The organism is Janthinobacterium agaricidamnosum (genome assembly GCF_003667705.1).
Classification (GTDB): Bacteria; Pseudomonadota; Gammaproteobacteria; order Burkholderiales; family Burkholderiaceae_D; genus Janthinobacterium.
This window is the reverse complement of record NZ_CP033019.1, coordinates 3,967,955-3,989,363: the sequence shown is the minus strand read 5'-3', so window position 1 is coordinate 3,989,363 and position 21,409 is coordinate 3,967,955. Positions and strand designations below refer to the sequence as shown.

At 64.1% G+C, this 21,409-nt stretch carries 10 protein-coding genes; all 10 read left to right on the top strand.

What is annotated here, in order from left to right; all coding sequences use genetic code 11:
• Window positions 1-175 precede the first annotated feature (175 nt).
• The 10 genes from D9M09_RS17980 (at window position 176) to D9M09_RS17940 (ending at window position 21,408) form a co-directional block, all read left to right on the top strand.
• Window positions 176-1,537, top strand: coding sequence for an efflux RND transporter periplasmic adaptor subunit (locus tag D9M09_RS17980; protein ID WP_121670050.1), 1,362 nt, complete (start codon window positions 176-178; stop codon window positions 1,535-1,537).
• Entirely contained in the window at window positions 1,534-4,650 is a 3,117-nt protein-coding gene (locus D9M09_RS17975; protein WP_121670049.1) for an efflux RND transporter permease subunit, read from the top strand. Before D9M09_RS17980 ends, D9M09_RS17975 begins: the two co-directional genes overlap by 4 nt.
• Window positions 4,647-7,901 (top strand): efflux RND transporter permease subunit, encoded by a 3,255-nt coding sequence (locus tag D9M09_RS17970; RefSeq protein ID WP_121670048.1) that lies wholly within the window; start codon window positions 4,647-4,649, stop codon window positions 7,899-7,901. The genes D9M09_RS17975 and D9M09_RS17970 overlap by 4 nt, the downstream gene beginning before the upstream one ends.
• On the top strand, window positions 7,898-9,319 hold the full coding sequence (locus D9M09_RS17965) for an efflux transporter outer membrane subunit (RefSeq protein WP_162995746.1): 1,422 nt from the start codon (window positions 7,898-7,900) through the stop codon (window positions 9,317-9,319). Before D9M09_RS17970 ends, D9M09_RS17965 begins: the two co-directional genes overlap by 4 nt.
• Before the next feature lie 128 nt (window positions 9,320-9,447).
• Window positions 9,448-10,989: a chemotaxis protein CheB gene (locus tag D9M09_RS29750; protein ID WP_240453414.1), complete on the top strand. Its 1,542-nt coding sequence runs from the start codon at window positions 9,448-9,450 to the stop codon at window positions 10,987-10,989.
• Window positions 10,986-12,041 carry a PAS domain-containing protein gene (locus tag D9M09_RS29745; protein WP_240453413.1) on the top strand — a complete coding sequence of 352 codons (1,056 nt, stop codon included), beginning with the start codon at window positions 10,986-10,988 and terminating at the stop codon, window positions 12,039-12,041. The genes D9M09_RS29750 and D9M09_RS29745 overlap by 4 nt, the downstream gene beginning before the upstream one ends.
• The gene (locus D9M09_RS17955; RefSeq protein WP_240453412.1) at window positions 12,038-14,161 is read left to right on the top strand and encodes a PAS domain-containing sensor histidine kinase; all 2,124 of its coding nucleotides are present in this window, start codon (window positions 12,038-12,040) and stop codon (window positions 14,159-14,161) included. Before D9M09_RS29745 ends, D9M09_RS17955 begins: the two co-directional genes overlap by 4 nt.
• An 87-nt stretch (window positions 14,162-14,248) precedes the next feature.
• Window positions 14,249-16,402 (top strand): S46 family peptidase, encoded by a 2,154-nt coding sequence (locus tag D9M09_RS17950; RefSeq protein ID WP_070224043.1) that lies wholly within the window; start codon window positions 14,249-14,251, stop codon window positions 16,400-16,402.
• 148 nt (window positions 16,403-16,550) lie between these two features.
• On the top strand, window positions 16,551-19,325 hold the full coding sequence (locus D9M09_RS17945) for a type VI secretion system Vgr family protein (protein ID WP_121670047.1): 2,775 nt from the start codon (window positions 16,551-16,553) through the stop codon (window positions 19,323-19,325).
• Between the two features lie 25 nt (window positions 19,326-19,350).
• Window positions 19,351-21,408 (top strand): phospholipase D-like domain-containing protein, encoded by a 2,058-nt coding sequence (locus tag D9M09_RS17940; RefSeq protein ID WP_121670046.1) that lies wholly within the window; start codon window positions 19,351-19,353, stop codon window positions 21,406-21,408.
• Window position 21,409 lies beyond the last annotated feature (1 nt).

Sequence of the window (21,409 nt, the reverse complement as noted above, 5' to 3'; positions counted from 1 at the left end):
ACTATGCTAGAGTCGTTTCACGCTGGAGAGCGATGTTTTTTCAGCTGATTTTCAGCTCTTGACTCCCCGGCTGAGTACCGAAACAACCCCGAAAAACGGTCGTCCGGCCTGAGTGTGTTCCACCTCGGCCGGCGCCACAGAATCGCCGTGCCAGCGGCCACTACAAGGATAAGCGATGGATTCGCAGACAACACCCCATACCCCGCGGCGCAGCCGCCGTTCGAAAATCGTCGGCACGGTCATCGCGCTGGCCGTGATGGCGGCGCTGGGGGGCGGTGCCTGGTATCTGACCCATTCCGGCGCCAGCGCCCAGGGCGGTGCCGGCGGTCCCGGTGGCCCGGGCGGACCCGGCGGGCCTGGCGGACGCCGCGGCGCTCCCTCGACCACCGTCGGCGTGGCCACGGCCGTCAAGTCCGACCTGCCCGTGGTGCTCGATGCGCTGGGCACGGTGACGGCCGCATCCACCGTGACGGTGCGCCCGCAAGTGTCGGGCATATTGAAGGAATTGAAATTCAAGGAAGGCGGCATGGTCAAGGCGGGCCAGGTGGTGGCGCAGATCGATCCGGCCCAGTTCGAGATGGCGCTGATGCAGGCCACGGGCCAGCGCCAGCGCGATGAAGCGCAGCTGGAAAACGCGCGCCTGACCCTGAAACGCTATCAAACCCTGCTGGGCCAGGATTCCATCGCGCGCCAGGACGTCGACACGCAGGCCGCATTGGTAAAACAGCTGGAAGGCACCGTCATGACGGACCGCGCGTCCGAAGGCACGGCCAGGCTGAACCTCGGCTACACCAAGGTGGTGTCGCCGATCAGCGGCCGCGCGGGCCTGAAGGTGGTCGATATCGGCAACCTGGTGAGCACCAGCGACACGGGCGGCGTGGTGGTCGTGACGCAGCTCTCGCCCATCGACGTGGAATTTTCCGTGCCGCAGGATAAGGTGCAGACCATCCAGGAGCGCCTGAATGGCGGCTCGGCCCTGGCGGCGCTGGCGCTGGACCGCACGCGCACGCATACGCTGGACAAGGGCAGCCTGACGGCGCTCGACAACCAGGTCGACGTGCAGACGGGCACCGTGCGCGCCAAGGCCCGTTACACGAACGACAAGATGGCCTTGTTCCCCAGCCAGTTCGTCAACGTGCGGCTGGAACTGGGCAACATCACGGGCGCCGTGCTGGTACCCGTGACGGCCCTGCGTCACAGTAACAACGGCGACTTCGTGTATGTGCTCAAGGCCGACAAGACCGTCACCGTGCGCATGGTCACGCGGGGCCAGGCCACCACCGACATGGTGGAAATCCGCGCCGGCCTGGAAGCGGGAGAGCAAGTCATCACGGAAGGCGCCGACCGCCTGAAGGAAGGCGCGAAGGTCATGCTGGCGGGCGACAAGCCGGCCATGGGCGGCGCAGGTGCTGCCGGCGCGAACGGCGAACGCCGCCACCGCCGCCAGCATGCTGACGGCGCGGCCAGCGCTTCGGCGTCCGCCTCCGCTCCCGCCAGTGCGCCGGCGACCGCTCCGGCGAAGGGCGCAGCGCAATGAGTCCATCGACGCCGTTCATCAAGCGCCCCGTCGCCACGGCGCTGCTGATGCTGGCCATCGTGCTGGCGGGGCTGGTCGGCTTCAAGTTCCTGCCGCTGGCCGCCTTGCCGCAGGTGGACTTCCCCACCATCCAGGTGCAGACCCTGTACCCGGGCGCGAGTCCCGAAGTCATGGGACAGACGGTGACAGCGCCGCTGGAGCGCCAGTTCGGGCAGATGTCGGGTTTACAGCGCATGAGTTCCACCAGCGCGGCCGGCGTTTCCCTCATCACCCTGCAATTTACCCTGGGCCAGACCCTGGACGTGGCCGAGCAGGAAGTGCAGGCGGCCATCAACGCGGGCGGTTCCTTGCTGCCCACCGATTTGCCGGCGCCGCCCGTGTACGCGAAGATCAACCCGGCCGACGCGCCCGTACTGACCCTGGCGATTACGTCGGACACGATGCCGCTGACGCAGGTGCAGAACATCGTCAACACGCGTCTGGCGCTGAAGATCAGCCAGGTCAACGGCGTGGGCCTCGTCTCGCTGTCGGGCGGCCAGCGTCCCGCCGTGCGCATCCAGGGCGACACCAAATTGCTGGCCTCGTACGGCCTGGGCCTCGACAGCCTGCGCACGGCCATCGCGGCGGCCAACGTCAACAGCGCCAAGGGCAGTTTCGACGGTCCCACGCGCTCGTTTACCATCAACGCCAACGACCAGCTGGTGACGGCGGAAGACTACAAGCGCCTGATCATCACGTATAAAAACGGCGCACCCGTGCGCCTGGCTGACGTGGCGAACGTCGTCGACAGCGCGGAAAACACGCGCCTCGGTGCCTGGTCGGGCAGGCAGCCGGCCATCATTCTGAACGTGCAGCGCCAGCCCGGCGCCAACGTCATCAAGACGGTGGACGCCATCAAGGCCCTGCTGCCCGACCTGCAGGCCAGCCTGCCGGCGGCCATGAAGCTCGACGTGCTGAGCGACCGCACGACGGGCATCCGCGCCTCCGTCGAGCACGTGGAAATGGAACTGCTGTTGTCCGTGCTGCTGGTGGTGCTGGTGATCTTCGCCTTTTTACACAGCCTGCGCGCCACGGTGATCGCCAGCCTGTCCGTGCCGATTTCGCTGATCGGCGCCTGCGGCGTCATGTATTTGCTCGGCTACAGCCTGAACAACCTGTCGCTGATGGCCTTGACCATCGCCACGGGTTTTGTCGTCGATGACGCCATCGTCATGATCGAAAACATCGCCCGCTACATCGAGGAGGGCGAAACGCCGATGGCCGCCGCATTGAAGGGCGCGTCGCAGATCGGCTTTACCATCATCTCGCTGACGGTGTCCCTGATCGCCGTGCTGATTCCCCTGCTGTTCATGGGCGACGTGGTGGGCCGGCTGTTCCGCGAATTTGCCATGACCCTGGCCATCACGATCTTGATTTCCGCCGTGGTCTCGCTGACCCTGGTGCCGATGATGTCGGCGCGCTGGCTGAAAAGCCACGCCGATGAAAAAATCAGCGCCACGGGCCAGCGCATCCAGGCTTTCCTCGACAAGGTCATCCATCAGTACGACCTTGCGCTCGTGTGGGTACTGAAGCGCCAGGGACTGACCCTGCTCGTGGCCCTGGCCACCTTGCTGCTGACCGTCGTCCTGTATATCACCATCCCGAAAGGCCTGTTCCCCACGCAGGACACGGGCCAGCTGCAGGCGCGCATCGAAACCTCGCAAGCCGTCTCGTACGCGCGCATGGCCGCCTTGCAGCAGGCGGCCGCCAGCGCGCTGCTGGAAGACCCCGCTGTCGATACCTTGAGTTCCCTCGTCGGCGTCGATGCGGCCAACAACACCATGCTGCACACGGGCAGCATGCTGATCAACCTGAAGCGTCCGCGCAGCGGCAGCCAGGACGAGATCATGGAACGCCTGCGCAACCGCGTCGCCAAGGTGGCCGGCGTGACCCTGTATCTGCAGCCGACGCAGGATCTGACCATCGATGCGGAATCGGGGCCGACGCAGTACCGCGTCTCGCTCGAAGGGGCCGATACGGCCACCGTCACCGAATGGGCCGGCAAGCTGGCCGCCCGCATGCGCGAGCAATCGCAGCTGCGCAACGTCGTCACGGATGCGGGCGCCACGGGCGCCGCCGTGACGGTCGCCATCGACCGCGACAGCGCCGCGCGCATGTCGGTGACCACGGCCACCGTCGACGACGCCTTGTATAACGCCTTCGGCCAGCGCATCATTTCGACGATTTTCACGGAAACCAACCAGTACCGCGTGATTCTCGAAGCGCAGCCGGGCATCGTCACCACGCCGGCCGACCTGTCGGACCTGCAGGTGCGCACGGGTTCCGGCAAGTCGACGCCGCTGTCCGCGTTTGCCAGCGTCAGCGAAAAACAGGCGCCGCTGCAGATCACGCATGTGGCGCAGTATCCGGCCACGACCCTGGGCTTCGATACGACGCAGGGCGTGGCGCTGGGCAGCGCCGTCGACGCCATCCGCCAGGCGGCGAAAGACATCGCCTTGCCGCCGTCGGTGACACTGACCTTCCTCGGCGCGGCCGGCGCGTATGAAAACTCGCTGTCGAACCAGCTGTGGCTCATTTTGGCCGCCGTCGTCTGCGTCTACATCGTGCTCGGGGTGCTGTACGAAAGCTACATCCATCCGCTGACGATCCTGTCGACCCTGCCGTCGGCCGGCGTGGGCGCCTTGCTGGCCCTGATGATCTCGGGCCAGGACCTGGGCGTGATCGGCATCATCGGCATCATCCTGTTGATCGGCATTGTGAAAAAGAACGCCATCATGATGATCGACTTCGCCATCGAGGCCGAGCGCGACGAGGGAAAAAGCCCGCAGGACGCCATTCACCAGGCGGCGCTGCTGCGTTTCCGTCCCATCCTGATGACGACCCTGGCGGCCCTGTTCGCGGCCGTGCCGCTGATGCTGGGCTGGGGCGAGGGCGCCGAGTTGCGCCGTCCGCTGGGCCTGGCCATCTTCGGCGGCCTGATCGTCAGCCAGGTGCTGACCTTGTTCACCACGCCCGTCATCTACCTGGGCTTCGACCGCCTGGGCCAGCGCTTCGCGGGCAAAGGGAAGAACGCTGTCAGTCTCGATAAGCCGGGTGCGGGGAGCGCCGCGTGAACCTGTCCGAACCGTTCGTCAAGCGTCCCATCGCCACCGTGCTGCTGACCATCGGCATCGCGCTGGCGGGCATCGGCGCGTTCTTCGTGCTGCCCGTCTCGCCGCTGCCGCAGGTCGATTATCCGACCATTTCCGTCAGCGCCAGCCTGCCCGGCGCCAGCCCCGCGACCATGGCCACGTCGGTGGCCACGCCGCTGGAACGGCGCCTGGGCGTGATCTCGGGCGTAAACGAAATGACGTCGTCGTCGGGCACGGGCTCGGCGCGCATCAATTTGCAGTTCGACCTGAACCGCAAGATCGATTCGGCCGCGCGCGAAGTGCAGGCCGCCATTGCCGCCGCGCGCGTGGACTTGCCGGCCACCTTGCGCAGCAATCCCACCTACCGCAAGGCCAATCCGTCCGACGCGCCCGTGATCATCCTGGCGCTGACGTCGAAAACGCGCACGCCGGGCCAGATCTACGATGCCGTGTCGAACCTGGTGCAGCAAAAGGTGGCGCAAGTCAAAGGCGTGGGCGACGTGGAACTGGGCGGCGGTTCGCTGCCGGCCGTGCGCGTGGAATTGCTGCCGTACCAGCTCAATCACTACAGCTTGTCGATGGAGGACGTGCGGGCGGCCATCCAGGCCAGCAACGCCAACCGCCCCAAGGGAGCCATTTCCGGCGACGAGCGCAGCCTGCAGATCTATTCGGGCGCGGCGACGGCTTCGGGCGGGCGCTCAGCAAACGACTACCGCAGCCTGGTCGTGGCCTGGCGCGACGGCGCCGCCATCCGCCTCGACGACGTGGCCGACGTGGTCGACGGCGTGGAGAACAACAATACCCTGGGCCTGTTCAATGGCGACCCGGCCGTCATCGTGCTGATCACGCGCCAGCCCGGCGCCAATGTCATCGCCACGGTGGACGGCGTGCGCGCGCTGCTGCCGCAACTGCAGGCGCAGCTGCCGGGCGACATCAAGCTGCAGGTGGCGTCCGACAGCACCAATTCCATCCGCTCGTCGCTGCACGAAATCGAATTCACCCTGATCCTGTCTATCGTGCTCGTCGTGCTGGTGGTCAGCGCTTTCCTGCGCAGCGTGCGCGCCACCATCATCCCGGCCGTGGCCACCATCGTCTCCCTGCTGGGCACCTTCGGCGTGATGTACATGCTGGGATTTTCGCTCAACAACCTGTCGCTGATGGCGCTGACGGTGGCCACGGGCTTCGTCGTCGACGACGCCATCGTGGTGCTGGAAAACACGCAGCGCCACATCGAGGCGGGCATGGACCGCTTCAAGGCGGCCTTGCTGGGCGCGCGCGAAGTTGGCTTTACGGTACTGTCGATCAGCCTGTCGCTGGTGGCCGTCTTCATCCCGCTGCTGTTCATGGGCGGGCAGGTGGGACGGCTGTTCCGCGAATTCGCCGTCACCCTGTCGGCCGCCGTGATGATTTCGCTGGTGATCTCGCTCACGACCACGCCGATGATGTGCGCCTGGCTGCTGAAAAGCGGCCAGCAGCACCAGCCGCCGGGCCGGGTCGCGCGCTGGTTCGAGCGCGGCTTCGAGCGCATGCTGAAAGTCTACGAGCATTGCCTGGACTGGGCGCTGTCGAGCGCCGCGCTGGTGATGACCATCCTCGTCTTCGTCGTCGGCCTGAATGTGTACCTGTTCGCGGCCGCGCCCAAGGGCTTTTTCCCGCAGCAGGATACGGGCCAGATCAATGGCGGCATGCGCGCCGACCAGAGCATCTCGTTCCAGGCCATGCAGAGCAAGTTGCGCCAGCTGGTCAACATCATCAAGGACGACCCGGCCGTCGCCACCGTCGTGGGGTTTACGGGCGGCGGACGGGCAGGGGGCGGCTTCATGTTCATCGACTTGAAGCCGGCCTCGCAGCGCACGGACAAGGGGCAAGCCGTGATCGCGCGCCTGCGTCCGCAACTGGCCAAGGTGACGGGCATTTCGCTGTTCCTCAACCCCGTGCAGGATTTGCGCATGGGCGGGCGCTCGAGCAATTCCACGTACCAGTACACCCTGATCAGCGACAACCAGGCGGACCTGAAGAAGTGGGCGGCGAAGCTGGCCGACCAGATGAAGCTGCAGCCGGCCCTGATCGACGTGGACACGGACCAGGCGGAAAACGGCGTGGAAACCTTTGTTTCCATCGACAAGGACCGCGCCACGCAGCTGGGCGTGCAAGTGAAGGATATCGACAATGCGCTGTACAACAGCTTCGGCCAGCGCCAGGTGGCGACCATCTACGATGAGCTGAACCAGTACCACGTGATCATGGAAGTGGCGCCCCGTTATGCGCAAAGCCCGGAAGCGCTGCGCTCCGTGTATGTGCCGGCGTCGAATGCGGCGGCCGTCGCGGCCACCGGCACGACGGCCGCCAGCGCCGCCGCGTCCAGCACCAGCGTGGCCGCGACGACGTCGAATACGACGGCGGCGCGCGACCCGTCCAGCGGCTCGGCCCTGAGCACCACCCTGGCGAAGATGGTGCCGCTGTCCTCGTTCAGCAGCTTTGCGGAAAGCTCGACCGCGACCTCGATCAACCACCAGGGCGGCGAGCTGGCCACCACCGTGTCGTTCAACCTGGCCGACGGCTATCCGCTCAGCGACGGGCAGGCGGCCGTGGCCCAGGCGGAGTCGGAAATCGGCATGCCCGTCAACGTGCGCGGCAGTTTCCAGGGCTCGGCCAAGAGCGCGCAGGACAGCAACAAGGAGCAGCCGCTCTTGATCCTGGCGGCCATCGTGGTCATCTACATCGTGCTGGGCATCCTGTACGAAAGCCTGATCCACCCCGTCACCGTGCTGTCGACCTTGCCGTCGGCGGGGGTGGGCGCCGTGCTGGCCTTGCTGCTGTTCCGCATGGAGTTTTCCATCATCGCCCTGATCGGCGTGTTCCTGTTGATCGGTATCGTCAAGAAAAATGCTATATTGATCATCGACTTCGCGCTGGAGGCCGAGCGTTCGCGCGGCTTGACAGCCGTGGAGGCGGTGCGCGAGGCATGTTTGCTGCGTTTCCGCCCCATTCTGATGACCACCCTGGCGGCGGCGCTTGGCGCCTTGCCGCTGGCGATCGGTTTCGGCGAGGGGTCGGAGCTACGCCAGCCCTTGGGGGTCGCCATCATCGGCGGCCTGATTGCCAGCCAGTTACTCACATTGCTGACCACCCCGGTGGTCTACATCCTGCTCGACAAGCTGCGCACGCGCAGCGCCGACGAGCAGCAATTGAGCCGCATTCCTGGGCCAGATAACCCGAGCACACAATCATGAAGCAAGTAAAACCTATTTCCTCCGCCGTTCCCGCACGCCGCCTGCTGGCTTTGGCCGCGGCAGTTCTCCTTGCCGGCTGTGCCGTCAGCCCCGCGTATGAAACGCCGACGGCCGCCGCGCCGCAAACGTTCAAGGAGGCGGCCGGCTGGCAACCGGCCGCGCCGGCCGACACCCTGGAGCGCGGTCCCTGGTGGACCCTGTTCGGCGACGCGCAATTGAACCAGCTGGCCGAAGGCATCGACATCTCGAACCAGAACGTGGCGGCCGCCATCGCTTCGTACGAGCAGGCGCGCGCGCTGGTGCGCGAACAGCGCGCCTCGCTGTTCCCCACCGTGAACCTGACGGGCAGCGGCGCCCGTTCGGGTGGCGGCGGCGAGCAGCAGACGAACAACAACTTCAAGGCCGCCATCGGCGCCTCGTGGGAGCCGGACGTGTGGGGCAAGCTGCGCGCCGGCGTGACGGGCGCCGATGCCAGCGCGGCCGCCAGTGCGGCCGACCTGGCCGCCGCGCGTCTGTCGGCGCAGGGCGAGCTGGCCACCAATTACTTTTCGCTGCGCCAGAGCGATGCGCAGATCGCGCTGCTGAACGCCACCATCGATGGCTACAAGCGCGTGCTCGAGATCACCGGCAACCGTTTTAACTCGGGCATCGCCGCCAAGTCCGACCTGCTGCAGGCGCAGACGCAGCTGGCCAATGCGCAGATCGACCTGTCGAGTCAGACGCGCGCCCGCGCCCAGCTCGAACACGCGATCGCCATCCTGCTGGGCCGCGCACCGTCCGACTTCAGTCTGGCCGCGGCGCCGTGGACCCTGACCGTGCCCGAGGTGCCGCTGGGCGTGCCATCGACCCTGCTGCAGCGCCGTCCCGACATCGCCGCCGCCGAGCGCAGGGTGGCCGTGGCCAACGAGCAGATCGGCATCGCCCGCTCGGCCTACTATCCGAGCCTGAACCTGACGGGTTCCTACGGTTCCGGCGCCAGCAAGGTGGGCGACCTGTTCAACGCTTCAAGCAGCTTGTGGTCGTTGGGCGTGTCGGCCGCGCAAACGCTGTTCAACGCGGGCGCCACCACGGCCAGCGTGGACGCGGCCAAGGCGGGCCATGAGGCGGCCGTGGCGCGCTACCGCCAGACGGTGCTCAGTGCTTTCGGCGCCGTGGAAGACCAGTTGTCGGCCACGCGCGCGCTGGCCGAGCAGCTGGCCTTGCGCCAGCAGGCGTCGTCGGCCGCCGACCAGGTCGAACAGCAGATGCTGAACCGCTACAACGCGGGCCAGGTCGGCTACACGGACGTGGTGACGGCGCAAGTGACGGCCCTGTCGGCGCGCCGTTCGCTGGTGCAGGCCCAGGCGGATCGCCAGACGACGGCCGTGGCCCTGATCCAGTCGCTGGGCGGCGGCTGGCACGTGCCGCAGGCGCAGTAAGGGGACAGGCTGGCGCAGGCGAAAATCCCTGCGCTAAATTCGCGTTTTCCTGCCCATCTTGAGTGCTAGAATGCAAGATTATCAATTCCCAGCCTGACGGTTTGGCCGTGGCTGCTATCTTGCAGACGATGACACGCAGTAAACACAGCAATGCTTCCGTCCCCGAAGTGGCCACCATCGTTTTCCCCGTGGTGGCCATCGGCGCTTCCGCCGGCGGGCTCGATCCCATCGTCGCTTTTCTGGCGAACGTGCCGCAGGAAAGCGGGATTGCCTATGTGGTGATCCAGCACCTTGATCCCACGCAAAAGGCCATGCTGCCGGAATTGCTGCAGCGCGCCACCAGCATTCCCGTCGCGGAAATCACGCATCAGGCGGAGTTGCGCCCGAACCATATCTATGTGATCCCGTCGAATGCCGACCTGGGCCTGTCCAAGGGCCGTTTCGTGCTCAGCGAGCCGGTGCAGCTGCGCGGCCACCGCCTGCCCATCAATACCTTTTTCGAGAGCCTGGCCAGCGAGCTGGGCGAACTGGCCGTCGGCGTGATCTTTTCCGGCATGGGCAGCGACGGCACGCGCGGCTTGCAGGCCATCAAGCAGGCGGGTGGCCTGACCCTGGCCCAGCATCCCGACACGGCCAAGTTCGACATGATGCCGCAAAGCGCGATTGCCGCCGAAGTGGTGGACCTCGTCGACTTTCCCGACAAGATGCCGGACAAGATCATCACCTACCTGTTCCGCAGCAGTTTCCTCAGCTTGCCGGGGCATGAGCCGAACGGGCGCAATTCCCTGCAGGAAATCGTCGCCTTGCTGTCCGAGCATACGGGCAACAGCTTTACCGATTACAAGATCAATACGGTGCTGCGGCGCATCGAACGGCGCATGAGTTTGTACCAGATGACGTCGATGGAAGAATACGTGCCGTATTTGCGCGCCAATCCCGCCGAAATCGACTTGCTGTTCAAGGAATTGCTGATCGGCGTGACGAGCTTTTTCCGCGACCCGAAAGTGTGGGAATACCTGAAGATGGTGGTCGTGCCGCAAATGCTGGCCGCCCACCCGGACGGACGCGCCTTCAAGGCCTGGGTGCCCGCCTGTTCCACGGGCGAGGAAGCGTATTCGCTGGCCATGGTGTTCCATGAAGTGGTGGCCAGCATCAACCCGCCGTCGAAGTACAGCCTGCAGATCTTCGCCACCGACCTGTCGGCCGACGCCATCGACCGCGCGCGCCAGGGGCGCTTTCCGCACAGCATCATCAGCGACGTATCGGCCGAACGGCTGGAGCGCTTCTTTATCAATGACAAGAGCGGCTATCACGTGAAGAAAGAGATCCGCAACACGATCATCTTTGCCCAGCAAAACATCATTTCGGACCCGCCGTTTACCAAGCTCGATATCCTGTGCTGCCGCAACCTGTTGATTTATCTGAATGCCAAGCTGCAGCAGCGTTTGATTCCCCTGTTCCATTACGCCTTGAACCGCGATGGGATTTTGCTGCTGGGCAGCGCCGATACGCCCGGTCATTTCTCCGACCTGTTTTCGCCGCTGACCACGTCGACCCGGCTGTACCGCCGCCTCGACAACCTGGCGCGCCAGCGCCTGCCCACGTATTTTCCCACCAAGGTTTCGTTGGCATCCCCCCTACACCTAGCGACACGAGAGAAGTCAGCATGACTGGAAAGATTCAATCCCATGTCGAGCAATTATTGCTCCAGAAATATTCGCCGGCCGCCGCGCTGCTGAACCAGGATGGCGACATCCTGTACATCAACGGCCGCACGGGCGCCTTTCTCGAACCGGCGGCCGGCAAGGCCAACTGGAATATCCATGCCATGGCGCGCGAAGGCTTGCGTTACGAGCTGGCCAGCCTGATCAAGCAGGCGCTGCAAAGCGAAAGCGTGGTACGCCTGAAGGGCCTGGTCGTCAAGGACCACCTGGGGCAATCGCTGGGCGTGGATCTGAGCGCCGAAGCCCTGAGCCAGCCCGAATCCCTGCGCGGCATGGTGTTTGTCACGTTTTCCAGTGCGCCTCTGGTGGCCGAGGCGCGGCGCGGCCGTTCGCCTAACCCCAAGGTGCTGGAGCTGGAACAGCAGCTGGCGCAGGCGCGCAATGAAATCCAGGCCGTGCGCGATGAAATGCAGACCTCGCGCGAGGAATTGAAATCGGCCAACGAAGAATTGCAGTCGACCAATGAAGAGCTGCAGTCGACGAACGAGGAATTGACCACCTCGAAGGAAGAGATGCAGTCGCTCAACGAGGAGTTGTACACGGTCAATGCCGAGCTGCAATCGAAGGTCGATGATTTGTCGCTCGTCAATAGCGACATGAAAAACTTGCTCAACAGCACCGATATCGCCACCATCTTCCTCGACAGCGATTTGCGCATCCGCCGCTTCACGGCGCCGGCCACGCAAATCTACAAATTGATCCAGACGGACTTGCGCCGCCCGCTCAGCGACATCGTCAACGACCTCGATTATCCGGGCCTGGAAGACGATGCGCTCGAAGTGATCCGCAGCCTGGTGTTTTGCGAACGGCAAGTACCGACCAAGAACGGGCGCTGGTACAACGTGCGCATCATGCCGTACCGCACGATCGAAAACGTGATCGATGGCGTGGTCGTGACCTTCATCAACATCACGGAATCGAAGCTGCTGGAAGCCCAGCTGCGCCAGATCCAGTCCGGCGTCGCGGCAGACGGGAAAGCAGGGGAGAGCGCCTCATGAGCGAACCATTCGACGAGGAGAGCGTGCCGGCCCGATTGCGGGAGCAGGCCGAACAACTGGCGGCGCAGCAGCGTCAGCCCGTGCCGCAGTCGAATGAAGAGGTGATACGCCAGCTGCATGAGTTGCAGGTCAGCCAGATCGAGCTGGAAATGCAGAACGCGGCCCTGGCCGAGCTCGAGCAGCTGAAGAATGAATATGAAAGCAGCCGCGACCGTTATGCGCAGCTGTATGAACAGGCGCCCGTCAGCTACTTCTCGCTGGCGCGCGAGGGCGTGATCACGCGTGTCAACGTGGCCGCCTGCGGCTTGCTGCAGCGCGACAAGAACCAGCTGCTGGGGCGGCGCTTCGAGCAATTCGTCGCGCCCCAGGCGCAGGGCGGCTTCCGCCGCTTCCTCGACACCGTCTTTACCTGCGGCGCGCGCCAGGTGCTCGAGGCGCAACTGTTCGAAGGCGAGGCGGGCGGCATGGGCGGCATGGTGCGCATCGAAGCCAATTTCGACGCGGACAGCGCCACGGCGCGCATGCTGGTGACGGACCTGGGCGATGAGCATGCGCGCGAATCGGCCTTGCGGCGCGCCTTCGTCATCCTCGACAGTATCCGCGAAGGCGTGCTGGTGACGGACAGCGCCAACCGCATCATTTCCGTCAACCCCGCCTTCACCACCATCACCGGCTACCAGGCCGAGGAAGCCATCGGACGCGATCCGTCCTTCCTCGGCGGCGGCACGCATTTGCCGCATTTCTATGAAACCATGTGGCGCAGCCTGCACGAGGAAGGCAGCTGGTATGGCGAACTGGTGAACCGGCGCAAGAATGGCGAGCGCTTCGTCGAATCGCTGTCGATCACGCCCATGCGCACGGCCGATGGCGCCATCAGCCATTTTGTCGGCGTGTTTTCCGATATCACCGAACGCAAGCTGGCCGAGGCGGACTTGCGCGAACTGCACCGCGAGCTGGACCAGCGGGTCATCGACCGCACGGCCGAACTGCTGCGGGCCAACCAGCACCTGCAGCTGGAAGTGCACCAGCGCGAGCGGGCGCAGGAAGCCTTGCGCGATGCCGAGCGCTTCTTTCACGCCACCATCGATTCGCTGACGGACCGCGTGCTGGTGCTGGACCAGGCGGGCAGCGTCGTGCATGCGAACCAGGCTTGCCTGGCGTTCGTCGGGCAAAAGCAGCCGCCGCTGCAGTACCTGGAATTTTGCGAGACCGACCCGCGCTGGCAGCGCAGCGCCGGACGCGAGCTGGCCGCCGGCATCCGCTCCGTCATTGCCGGCACTGCCGACACGTTTGCGCTCGAATACGAGTTTGCCACGCGCTCGGGGCCCCGCTGGTCGCAGGCCAGGATCAGCCGTTTCCTCGGCGAAGGGCCGTTGCGTGTGGTGGTGGCGCACACGGACATTACGGAACGCAAGCTGATGGATGGCGCCTTGCGCCAGTCGCACGCGCAGCTGCGCCAGCTTGCCCTGCACCTGGAAACGGCCAAGGAAGACGAGCGCAAGCGCATTTCGCGCGATATTCACGATGAACTGGGGCAAAACCTGCTGGCGCTGCGCATCGATATCTCCATGCTCAGCGCCCGCACCGAGGGTTCCCATCCGCGCTTGCACGGCCGCGTCGGCGCCGTGCTCAGCAATGTCGACACGACCATCAAGAGCGTGCGCGGCATCATCAACGAACTGCGCCCGATGGCGCTGGACCTGGGCTTGCAGGCCGCTATCGAATGGCAGGTGGGCGACTTCCGCAAGCGCAGCGGCGTCGCCTGCCGCCTGCTGATACGCGACGAGGCCCTGTTTGCCGCCATCGGCAGCCAGGCCGAGATCGTGCTGTTCCGCATCGTGCAGGAAGCGCTCAGCAATGTCATGCGCCATGCCCAGGCCAGCCAGGTCGAGATCGAGCTCAGTTCGGATGCCTGCGCCGTGTACGTGACCATCAGCGACAACGGCATCGGCATCACGCCGCAGCAGCAGCGCAAGAAACAGTGTTTTGGCCTGATCGGCATTGCCGAGCGGGTGACGGCGCTGGGCGGGCACTTCGAGGTGGGCTTGCCGGCGTCGGGCGCCGGCTGCCGCCTGGCCCTGCAGATTCCCCTGCAGGGAGTGAGGCAGCCAGCCGCCTGATACAGAAATTGCAATGGGTTAATTTTTGCCGACTCAGGTCCCTTGGACAGGCTATACTTTCGCCTGCTATTTACGGAGGGGCATATCTTGTTCAAAACAATCGTTTTACCAGTCGCCTTGTTGGGCGCGTTCGCCGGCGCACACGCCGACGAAGGGCAGTGGCAACCACACCAGCTGCCACAGCTGAAAGCCGAGCTCAAACGGGTCGGCATCGACATTCCTGCAGAAAAACTCGCCGACCTGAGCAAGCATCCGATGAGCGCCATCGTGTCGCTGGGCGGCTGCTCGGCCGCTTTCGTCTCCGACGCGGGCCTGGTGGTGACGAACCACCATTGCGCCTACGGCGCCGTGCAGCGCAATTCCACGCCGGAACACAATTACATCACCGACGGCTTTCTGGCCAAGACGCGCGCTAGCGAGCTGCCGGGCGGTCCGAACAGCCTCGTGTATGTGACGGACAAGGTGGAAAACGTCAGCGAGCGCGTGCTGAAAGGCTTGACGGCCAACATGAGCGGCCGCGCGCGCCACGAAGCCGTGGAAAAGCGCATCAAGGACCTGATCGCCGAATGCGAGACGGACAAGATGTACCGCTGCTCCGTGCCCGCCTTCCACCGCGGCCTCGAGTACTACCGCATCCGCCAGATGATGATACGCGACGTGCGCCTCGTGTATGCGCCATCGGACAAGATCGGCAACTTCGGCGGCGACACCGACAACTACGAATGGCCGCGCCACACGGGCGACTACTCGTTCCTGCGTGCCTACGTGGGCAAGGATGGCCGTCCGGCCGACCCGTCGCCCGACAACGTTCCCTACAAGTCGAAGGACTTCCTGGTGGTCTCGGCCGAAGGCTTGAAGGCCGGCGACGGCATCTTGCTGGCGGGCTACCCTGGCCGCACCAGCCGCTACAAGCTGCCGGCGGAAATCCGCTTCGCGCGCGATACGGCCTTCCCCCTGAAAGTATCCGAACTGCAAGCCGACCTGGCCGTGATGGCCGCCGCCACGCAGGGCGATGCGGCCGCCGCCGTGCGCTACGCGAGCGTGGTGAAAAGCATCAACAACGTGCTGAAGAAAACCCAGGGCTTGCTCGACGGTTTCGCCCGCAAGGACATCGCCGCCATCAAGGATGGGCAGGATGCCGAGTTCCGCGCCTGGTACGCGAAACAGCCGAACGTGTCGGCCACCCTGCTGGCCGAACTGGACGCGGCGATCGCCAGCGACATGGCCCTGAGCGAAGAGGAGTTCGCCTGGACGGTGGCCACCAACAGCGACCTGCTGAAAAGCGCGCGCACCGTCTACCGTCTGTCGCAAGAGCGCCAGAAGCCGGACGCCGAGCGCGAATCGGGCTTCCAGCAGCGCGACCTGGCCTTCATCAAGGCCCGTCTGGCCCGTTTGGAACAGTCGTACGTCAACAAGGTCGACCAGGCGCGCTTTGAAGCGGGCCTGAAACGTTACGCCCAGCTGGCGGCGAAGAGCCATCCGCAAGGCCTGGACGCGCTGCTGCCGGCCCCAGCGGCCGTGGCGGCCCTGTACCAGCAGACGCAACTGGCTGACACGGCCAAGCGCCTGGCCTGGCTGGACAAGGACCAGGCTGCCGTTGCCCAGTCCGACGACGCTTTCATGCAGCTGGCCGTCAAGCTGTATCCGGTGGAACTGGCGCTGGAAGAGCGCCGCAAGGAAATCGACGGCAACCTGGAACGCGTGATTCCGCAATACATGCAAGCCGTGATTGCGTGGAAGAAATCGCAAGGCAAGCCGGTCTATCCTGACGCCAACTCGACCCTGCGCGTGACCTACGGCACGGTCTCGCCGTACTCGCCGCGCGACGGCATCACCAAGGGGCCGTTCACGACCGTGGAAGGCATCGTCGAGAAAGTCACGGGCAAGGCCCCGTTCGAAGCGCCGCAAGGCTTGATCGACGCCGTCAAGCAAAAACGCTACGGCCAGTTCCGCGACCCGGTGCTGGGTACCGTGCCGGTCAACTTCCTCACCAGCGCGGACACCACGGGCGGCAATTCCGGCTCGGCCGTGATGAACAAGCGCGGCGAACTGATCGGCCTGAACTTCGATTCGACGTATGAATCGATCACCAAGGACTGGTACTTCGACACGGCCATCACGCGCGCCATCCACCTCGACATACGCTACATGCTGTGGGTGATGAAGGAAGTGGACCACGCGGATAACTTGCTGCAGGAAATGACCATCAAGTATCCGAAAGCTGCCAAAGCCGCGAAGTAATCAGTTTTAGCAAGCGCTGGAACAAAGCCGCATCCGCCCCAGGGCCGATGCGGCTTTTTTGCGTATGGGCAACTGGTTTGAGTTCCATCAATATGCCAGCGTCCACCATGGTTAGCATGGACCAGGGAAACTATGGGATGGAGGCAACATGGATGATGGCGAGCTGGCAGCCGATCTGGCGCGGCTTTTCGGGGCGGACAGGCGAGTCCAGGACAGCCGCTTGCTGCGCATGGATTTTCCGCGCGAGGACGGTCCGCCCGATACCGCGCTGCTGGTCAACAGCTTGCGGGCACACGAGGAAATGTCGCGCGACTTCCGCTTCGACGTCGAACTGCTGTCCGATAATCTCCACGTCCCCCTGACGGCGATGATGGGACGCATGGTCACGATTTCGCTGGTGCGCGATGATGGCAGCTTGCGCTATTTTAATGGTTATGTCGGCGAATTTCGCCTGTTGCGCAGCGATGGCGGTTTCGCGTTCTACCAGATGGTGCTGCAACCCTGGCTGGCGTTGTCCAGGCTGCGCATGGACAACGTCTCGTTCCACGAACGCACGGTCATCGACATCAGCGAAACGACCTTCGATCATTATGTGCAGCGCGACTGGCAAAACCGGCTGCATGAGGAAAAAGCAATTTTAAGCTGCGCCAACCAGCATAATGAAACCGATTACAACCATCTGCACCGGCGCTGGGAAGACCAGGGTATCCATTACTGGTATGAACATCGCGCCGACGGTCATACGCTGTGTCTGGGCGACAATACCTGGCTGAGCGACAGCATCGATCCTGGCGACGGCCATGCCAGCGAAGCCGACGAGATGGTGTATCGCAGCGGCGCGGGCTCGCTGGAGCGCGACGGCATACGCGATTGGCAGGCAATACGCAAGATCGCTTCAGGCTCGCTCACGCTGGCCAGCTTCAACTACAAGCATCCGTATGCCAGCCGCGCCAGCGGCTATGCGCTGCACCAGCAGGGCGACGTGTTTGCCCATGAACTGTATCAAAACACCGGCTATGGCTATGCCGGCATGGGCGACGGCGAAGCGCTGGCGCAACGCCGCCTGGAGGAACAGAACTGCCAGGCGCAATACTTCGAAGCTGGCGGCAATCACCGCTGCGCCCAGGCCGGGCGCAGTTTCACGCTGGGCGGACACTTCAGCGCCCAGCAAGCCATGCCGGCCAGAGGTGAGGCGGCGCGCCCGGACATCGGCGCGCGCGAATACCTGATCCTGTCGGTCGATCATATCGCCAGCAACAATTACCAGGCAGGCACGGGCGCGAAGTCGCATTATGAAAACCGGTTTAACTGCATCCGCAAGAGCATCCGCTGGTATCCGGGGCGGCACTTCAACAGCACGCCTTGCGCGTTGCCCGGGGTGCAGACGGCGATCGTCACCGGGCCGGCAGGCGAAACCATCCATACCGACGGGCTGGGCCGGGTGAAGGTGCAATTCCACTGGGACCGGCTGAGCAAGTTCGACGCGGGCAGTTCGCCATGGATCCGGGTCATGACGCCATGGGCGGGCCAGGCGTTCGGCCAGATCGCGCTGCCGCGCATCGGCCAGGAAGTGCTGATCCAATTTCTCGACGGCAATATCGATCGTCCCGTCATCGTCGGCGCAGTGTACAACGGCAACCATGCGCCGCCGTGGAATTTGCCGGGGCAAGGCATGCTGGGCGGCTGGCGCAGCGCCGAGCTGATGCCTGGCGGCGGCTGCGGCGTGCGCGGTAATCAGTTGGTGCTCGACGACACGCACCAGCGCATCCAGGCGCAACTGAAAAGCGATCATCAGCACAGCCAATTGTCGCTCGGCTGCATCAGCCGCATCGAAGACGCCAGCGGGCGCAAGGATGCGCGTGGCGAGGGCTGGGAACTGGCGTCAGACGCCTGGGGCGTGGCGCGGGCCGGCCGCGGCATGTTGCTGACCACCGAAGCGCGCCCTGGCTCCGCCTCGCATATCAAGAGCATGGATGAAACCTTGCGCCGGCTGGCCGAGGCTGCTGAACGGCACAAGGCGCTTGCCGCCCTGGCGCAGCATTACGGCGCGCAAGAAAGCGCCGCCCAGCAGGGCGCCGCCGCCGATGTGCTCAACGACCAGCATGCCGGGATCAAGGGCGGTGCCGGCAGTGGCGATAGCGCATTTCCCGAACTATCCAAGCCGCATCTGGTGCTGGCCAGTCCGGCCGGTATCGAAACGACGAGCGCGCAATCGACGCATATCGTCAGCGCCGAGCACACGGCGCTGACGACCGGGCGCGACCTGTCGCTGGCGGCCGGCGGCGGCCTGTTCGCCAGCATCGGCGCGGCGTTCCGCCTGTTCGTCCACAAGGCGGGCATGAAACTGATCGCCGCAGCCGGCCCGGTGCAGATCGCGGCGCAAACCGATGCGGTCGATATCGTTGCTCACAAGGTGCTGGAATTGATCAGTCAGACCGACTGGGTGCATATTCGCGGCCGCAAAGGCGTGCGTCTGCATGGCGCCAATTGCATGCTTGAAATTAGCGACAAGGTACAGTTTTTTACTGCGTCGCCGACGCTGTTCCATGGAAACCTGGAAACCTTGGCGCCAAAGAACCGGCCGCAGCCGGAGCTGGAACCGCCCGTCGCGCCGGTAGCGGGGCAATTGCAGCATACGATACAGGCCCATGCGGATGGCGGCCAGTACGCCAATGTGCCGTACACGCTGTACAACGGGGAAGCCGAAGTCGAACGCGGCTTGACCGACGAATTCGGCCGCATCCTGATCGCGCATCAGGACGGTACGCCCCGCTACCGTGTCGTCCTTGGCAATGGCGAAGAGTTTTCATTGCAGGCGAGCACACGCTTCGACCCGGACGCGGCGCCGGGCGGCGAACACACGCTGTCGAACCGCGGCTTGCGCGCGTTCGACGACACCAGCGACAGCCGCTGGGTTCAATGATGCACGACACTGACTGGAGAGCGCCATGCCGGAATCGAGCGGCCGCATCGAAACCACCCATATCGACGAAGTCGGACGGACTGCGACCAGTTCGCTCCAGTGGCTGCTGGAAAACCGCAACCTGAAGGGCAAGGCCACTCATCCGATTACGCACAACAACAAGCTAACACTGTTCATTTGCGGACAGGAAGGGTTCGCCGACATTGCCGGCCAGATCGCCAAGGCTAAAAAGTCCATCGACCTGTGCTGCTGGGGTTTCGACCCGGGCATGGAACTGGTGCGCGGCAACAGCGCCACCTGGCCGCGTGGCGAAACGTTTGGCGATTTGCTGATCGACGCCACCACGCGGCGTCACCTCAGGGTGCGCTTGCTGATCTGGCATGACCGGATCGGTTCACCAATGGTGCACAATATGCCGGGCCATTCGCATGGCACCTCGCCATGGAAAACCGGTGGACAGCGCTTTGAGAACATCAGCGCAAAAGGCAGCCTGGCGATGTTGCAGGACGCGGTCGCCAAGAAAGAGATGTTCAGCGGCGGTTACAGGGGCGATAGGGTACGGCCCGAGGATATCCCGATGCTGGCGCGTGAAGAATACTGCTACAGCTGGTATGCGGCCGCGTTCCATGGCTTGTTGGGGCGCCTGACGATTCACCTGCGACACGGCAACAGCCATGCGATAGGCAAGAGTATCGCGACCGAAACAAGCCAGCCGCACGGCCTGACGATGGGGGAAATTGAAAAACCTGGCATGAGCTACTTGGGCACGCATCACCAGAAGACGATCCTGATCGATTTCGCCCACGAAGAGGGAGCCAAGGCCGTCGGTTACGTGATGGGCCTGAACTCGGTGACCGATTATTGGGACACGACGGCCCATCTGCTCGACGACACGCGCCGCGAACAGGGCGGTGTCAACGAGCGGCGCGAGTGTTTGCAGGGAATGGCCGCGGACGGCGGGTTCTCCACGCTGAAACCGTACCAGGATTATGCCTGCCGCATCGACGGCGGCAAGGCATTGATCGAGCTGTACAACAATTTCGTGAAGGCATGGGACCGCGCGATCGACGACCGCACGCATCAGGCCGCCGGGGAATGCGTGAGTTGGTATTCGTCATGTAAAAACCCGCCGGCCCAGCTGTTGCGCAAGGCCGGGCCGGATGACTCCACCGTGCAGATCGTCCTGACGCAGCCCGAGGAGCAGGACAAGACGATCAAGGAAACCTATTTTCGCGCCGTGACCCAGGCCAGCCTGGCGGCCGGCTACCTGTACGTGGAAAACCAGTATTTCCAGTATGAAGAATGGGCCCGGCACTTGCTGGCCGAGCGCAAGAAGGTGGTCGCCGCCTGGAAGGCCGGAAGCCTGAAAGCTGGCAAGACCATGCGTGATATGCCGGTCATGCATGTATTCATCGTCATCCCCGTGCCGGAGCGCGCGCAGATGGTGCCGCGCACCCACGATACGCTGGCGGCGCTGGGGCAGCACGCTGGCATGACGGGTCAAAACACCATGATCGATGACTACAACAAGCAGCCGAAAACCCGGCATGTCAGAGGCGGATTCGGCATCACCAACGAGGTGGAAGTCAAGTTGCCCGACGTGGTGCAGCATGCCAACGGCATCAACAAACCCGGCGTGATGACACTCGAAAGCGAATTCGGGCTGAAGGTATCGGTGGCCATGCTCAATGTCAGTGCGTTTGACAAGGACCGCTGGCGCTACCGTGAAATCTACATCCATTCCAAATTGATGCTGGTCGACGACGTGTTCATGACGCTGGGCAGCGCCAACCTGAACCAGCGCAGCATGGCCGTCGATAGCGAAATCAATATCGCCACCGTCGACCACCGCGTGGCCCGCGATTTGCGCAAGCGGGTGTGGCGCATGCATAGCGGGGGATTGGTTGATGGCGGGGAGGGGACGAAGGCGGAGATTGTGGATGCTTATCGGAAGTGGGTGGAGCTGATGGGCGCAAATCGCAAGAAAAAATGGGATAAATCTGAAAATGCACTTTTAAAGAAAATGACCGGTTTCCTGCTGCCATTGGAAGACAAACGCAGCTCCACCATACGCCTGGGCTGAT

Excerpts from the sequence above, each read along its gene's own strand:
- D9M09_RS29750 (WP_240453414.1), top strand. The coding sequence starts at position 9,448 with ATGACACGCAGTAAACACAGCAATGCTTCCGTCCCCGAAGTGGCCACC.
- D9M09_RS17965 (WP_162995746.1), top strand. The coding sequence starts at position 7,898 with ATGAAGCAAGTAAAACCTATTTCCTCCGCCGTTCCCGCACGCCGCCTG.
- D9M09_RS29745 (WP_240453413.1), top strand. The coding sequence starts at position 10,986 with ATGACTGGAAAGATTCAATCCCATGTCGAGCAATTATTGCTCCAGAAA.
- D9M09_RS17955 (WP_240453412.1), top strand. The coding sequence starts at position 12,038 with ATGAGCGAACCATTCGACGAGGAGAGCGTGCCGGCCCGATTGCGGGAG.
- D9M09_RS17940 (WP_121670046.1), top strand. The coding sequence starts at position 19,351 with ATGCCGGAATCGAGCGGCCGCATCGAAACCACCCATATCGACGAAGTC.
- D9M09_RS17975 (WP_121670049.1), top strand. The coding sequence starts at position 1,534 with ATGAGTCCATCGACGCCGTTCATCAAGCGCCCCGTCGCCACGGCGCTG.
- D9M09_RS17945 (WP_121670047.1), top strand. The coding sequence starts at position 16,551 with ATGGATGATGGCGAGCTGGCAGCCGATCTGGCGCGGCTTTTCGGGGCG.
- D9M09_RS17980 (WP_121670050.1), top strand. The coding sequence starts at position 176 with ATGGATTCGCAGACAACACCCCATACCCCGCGGCGCAGCCGCCGTTCG.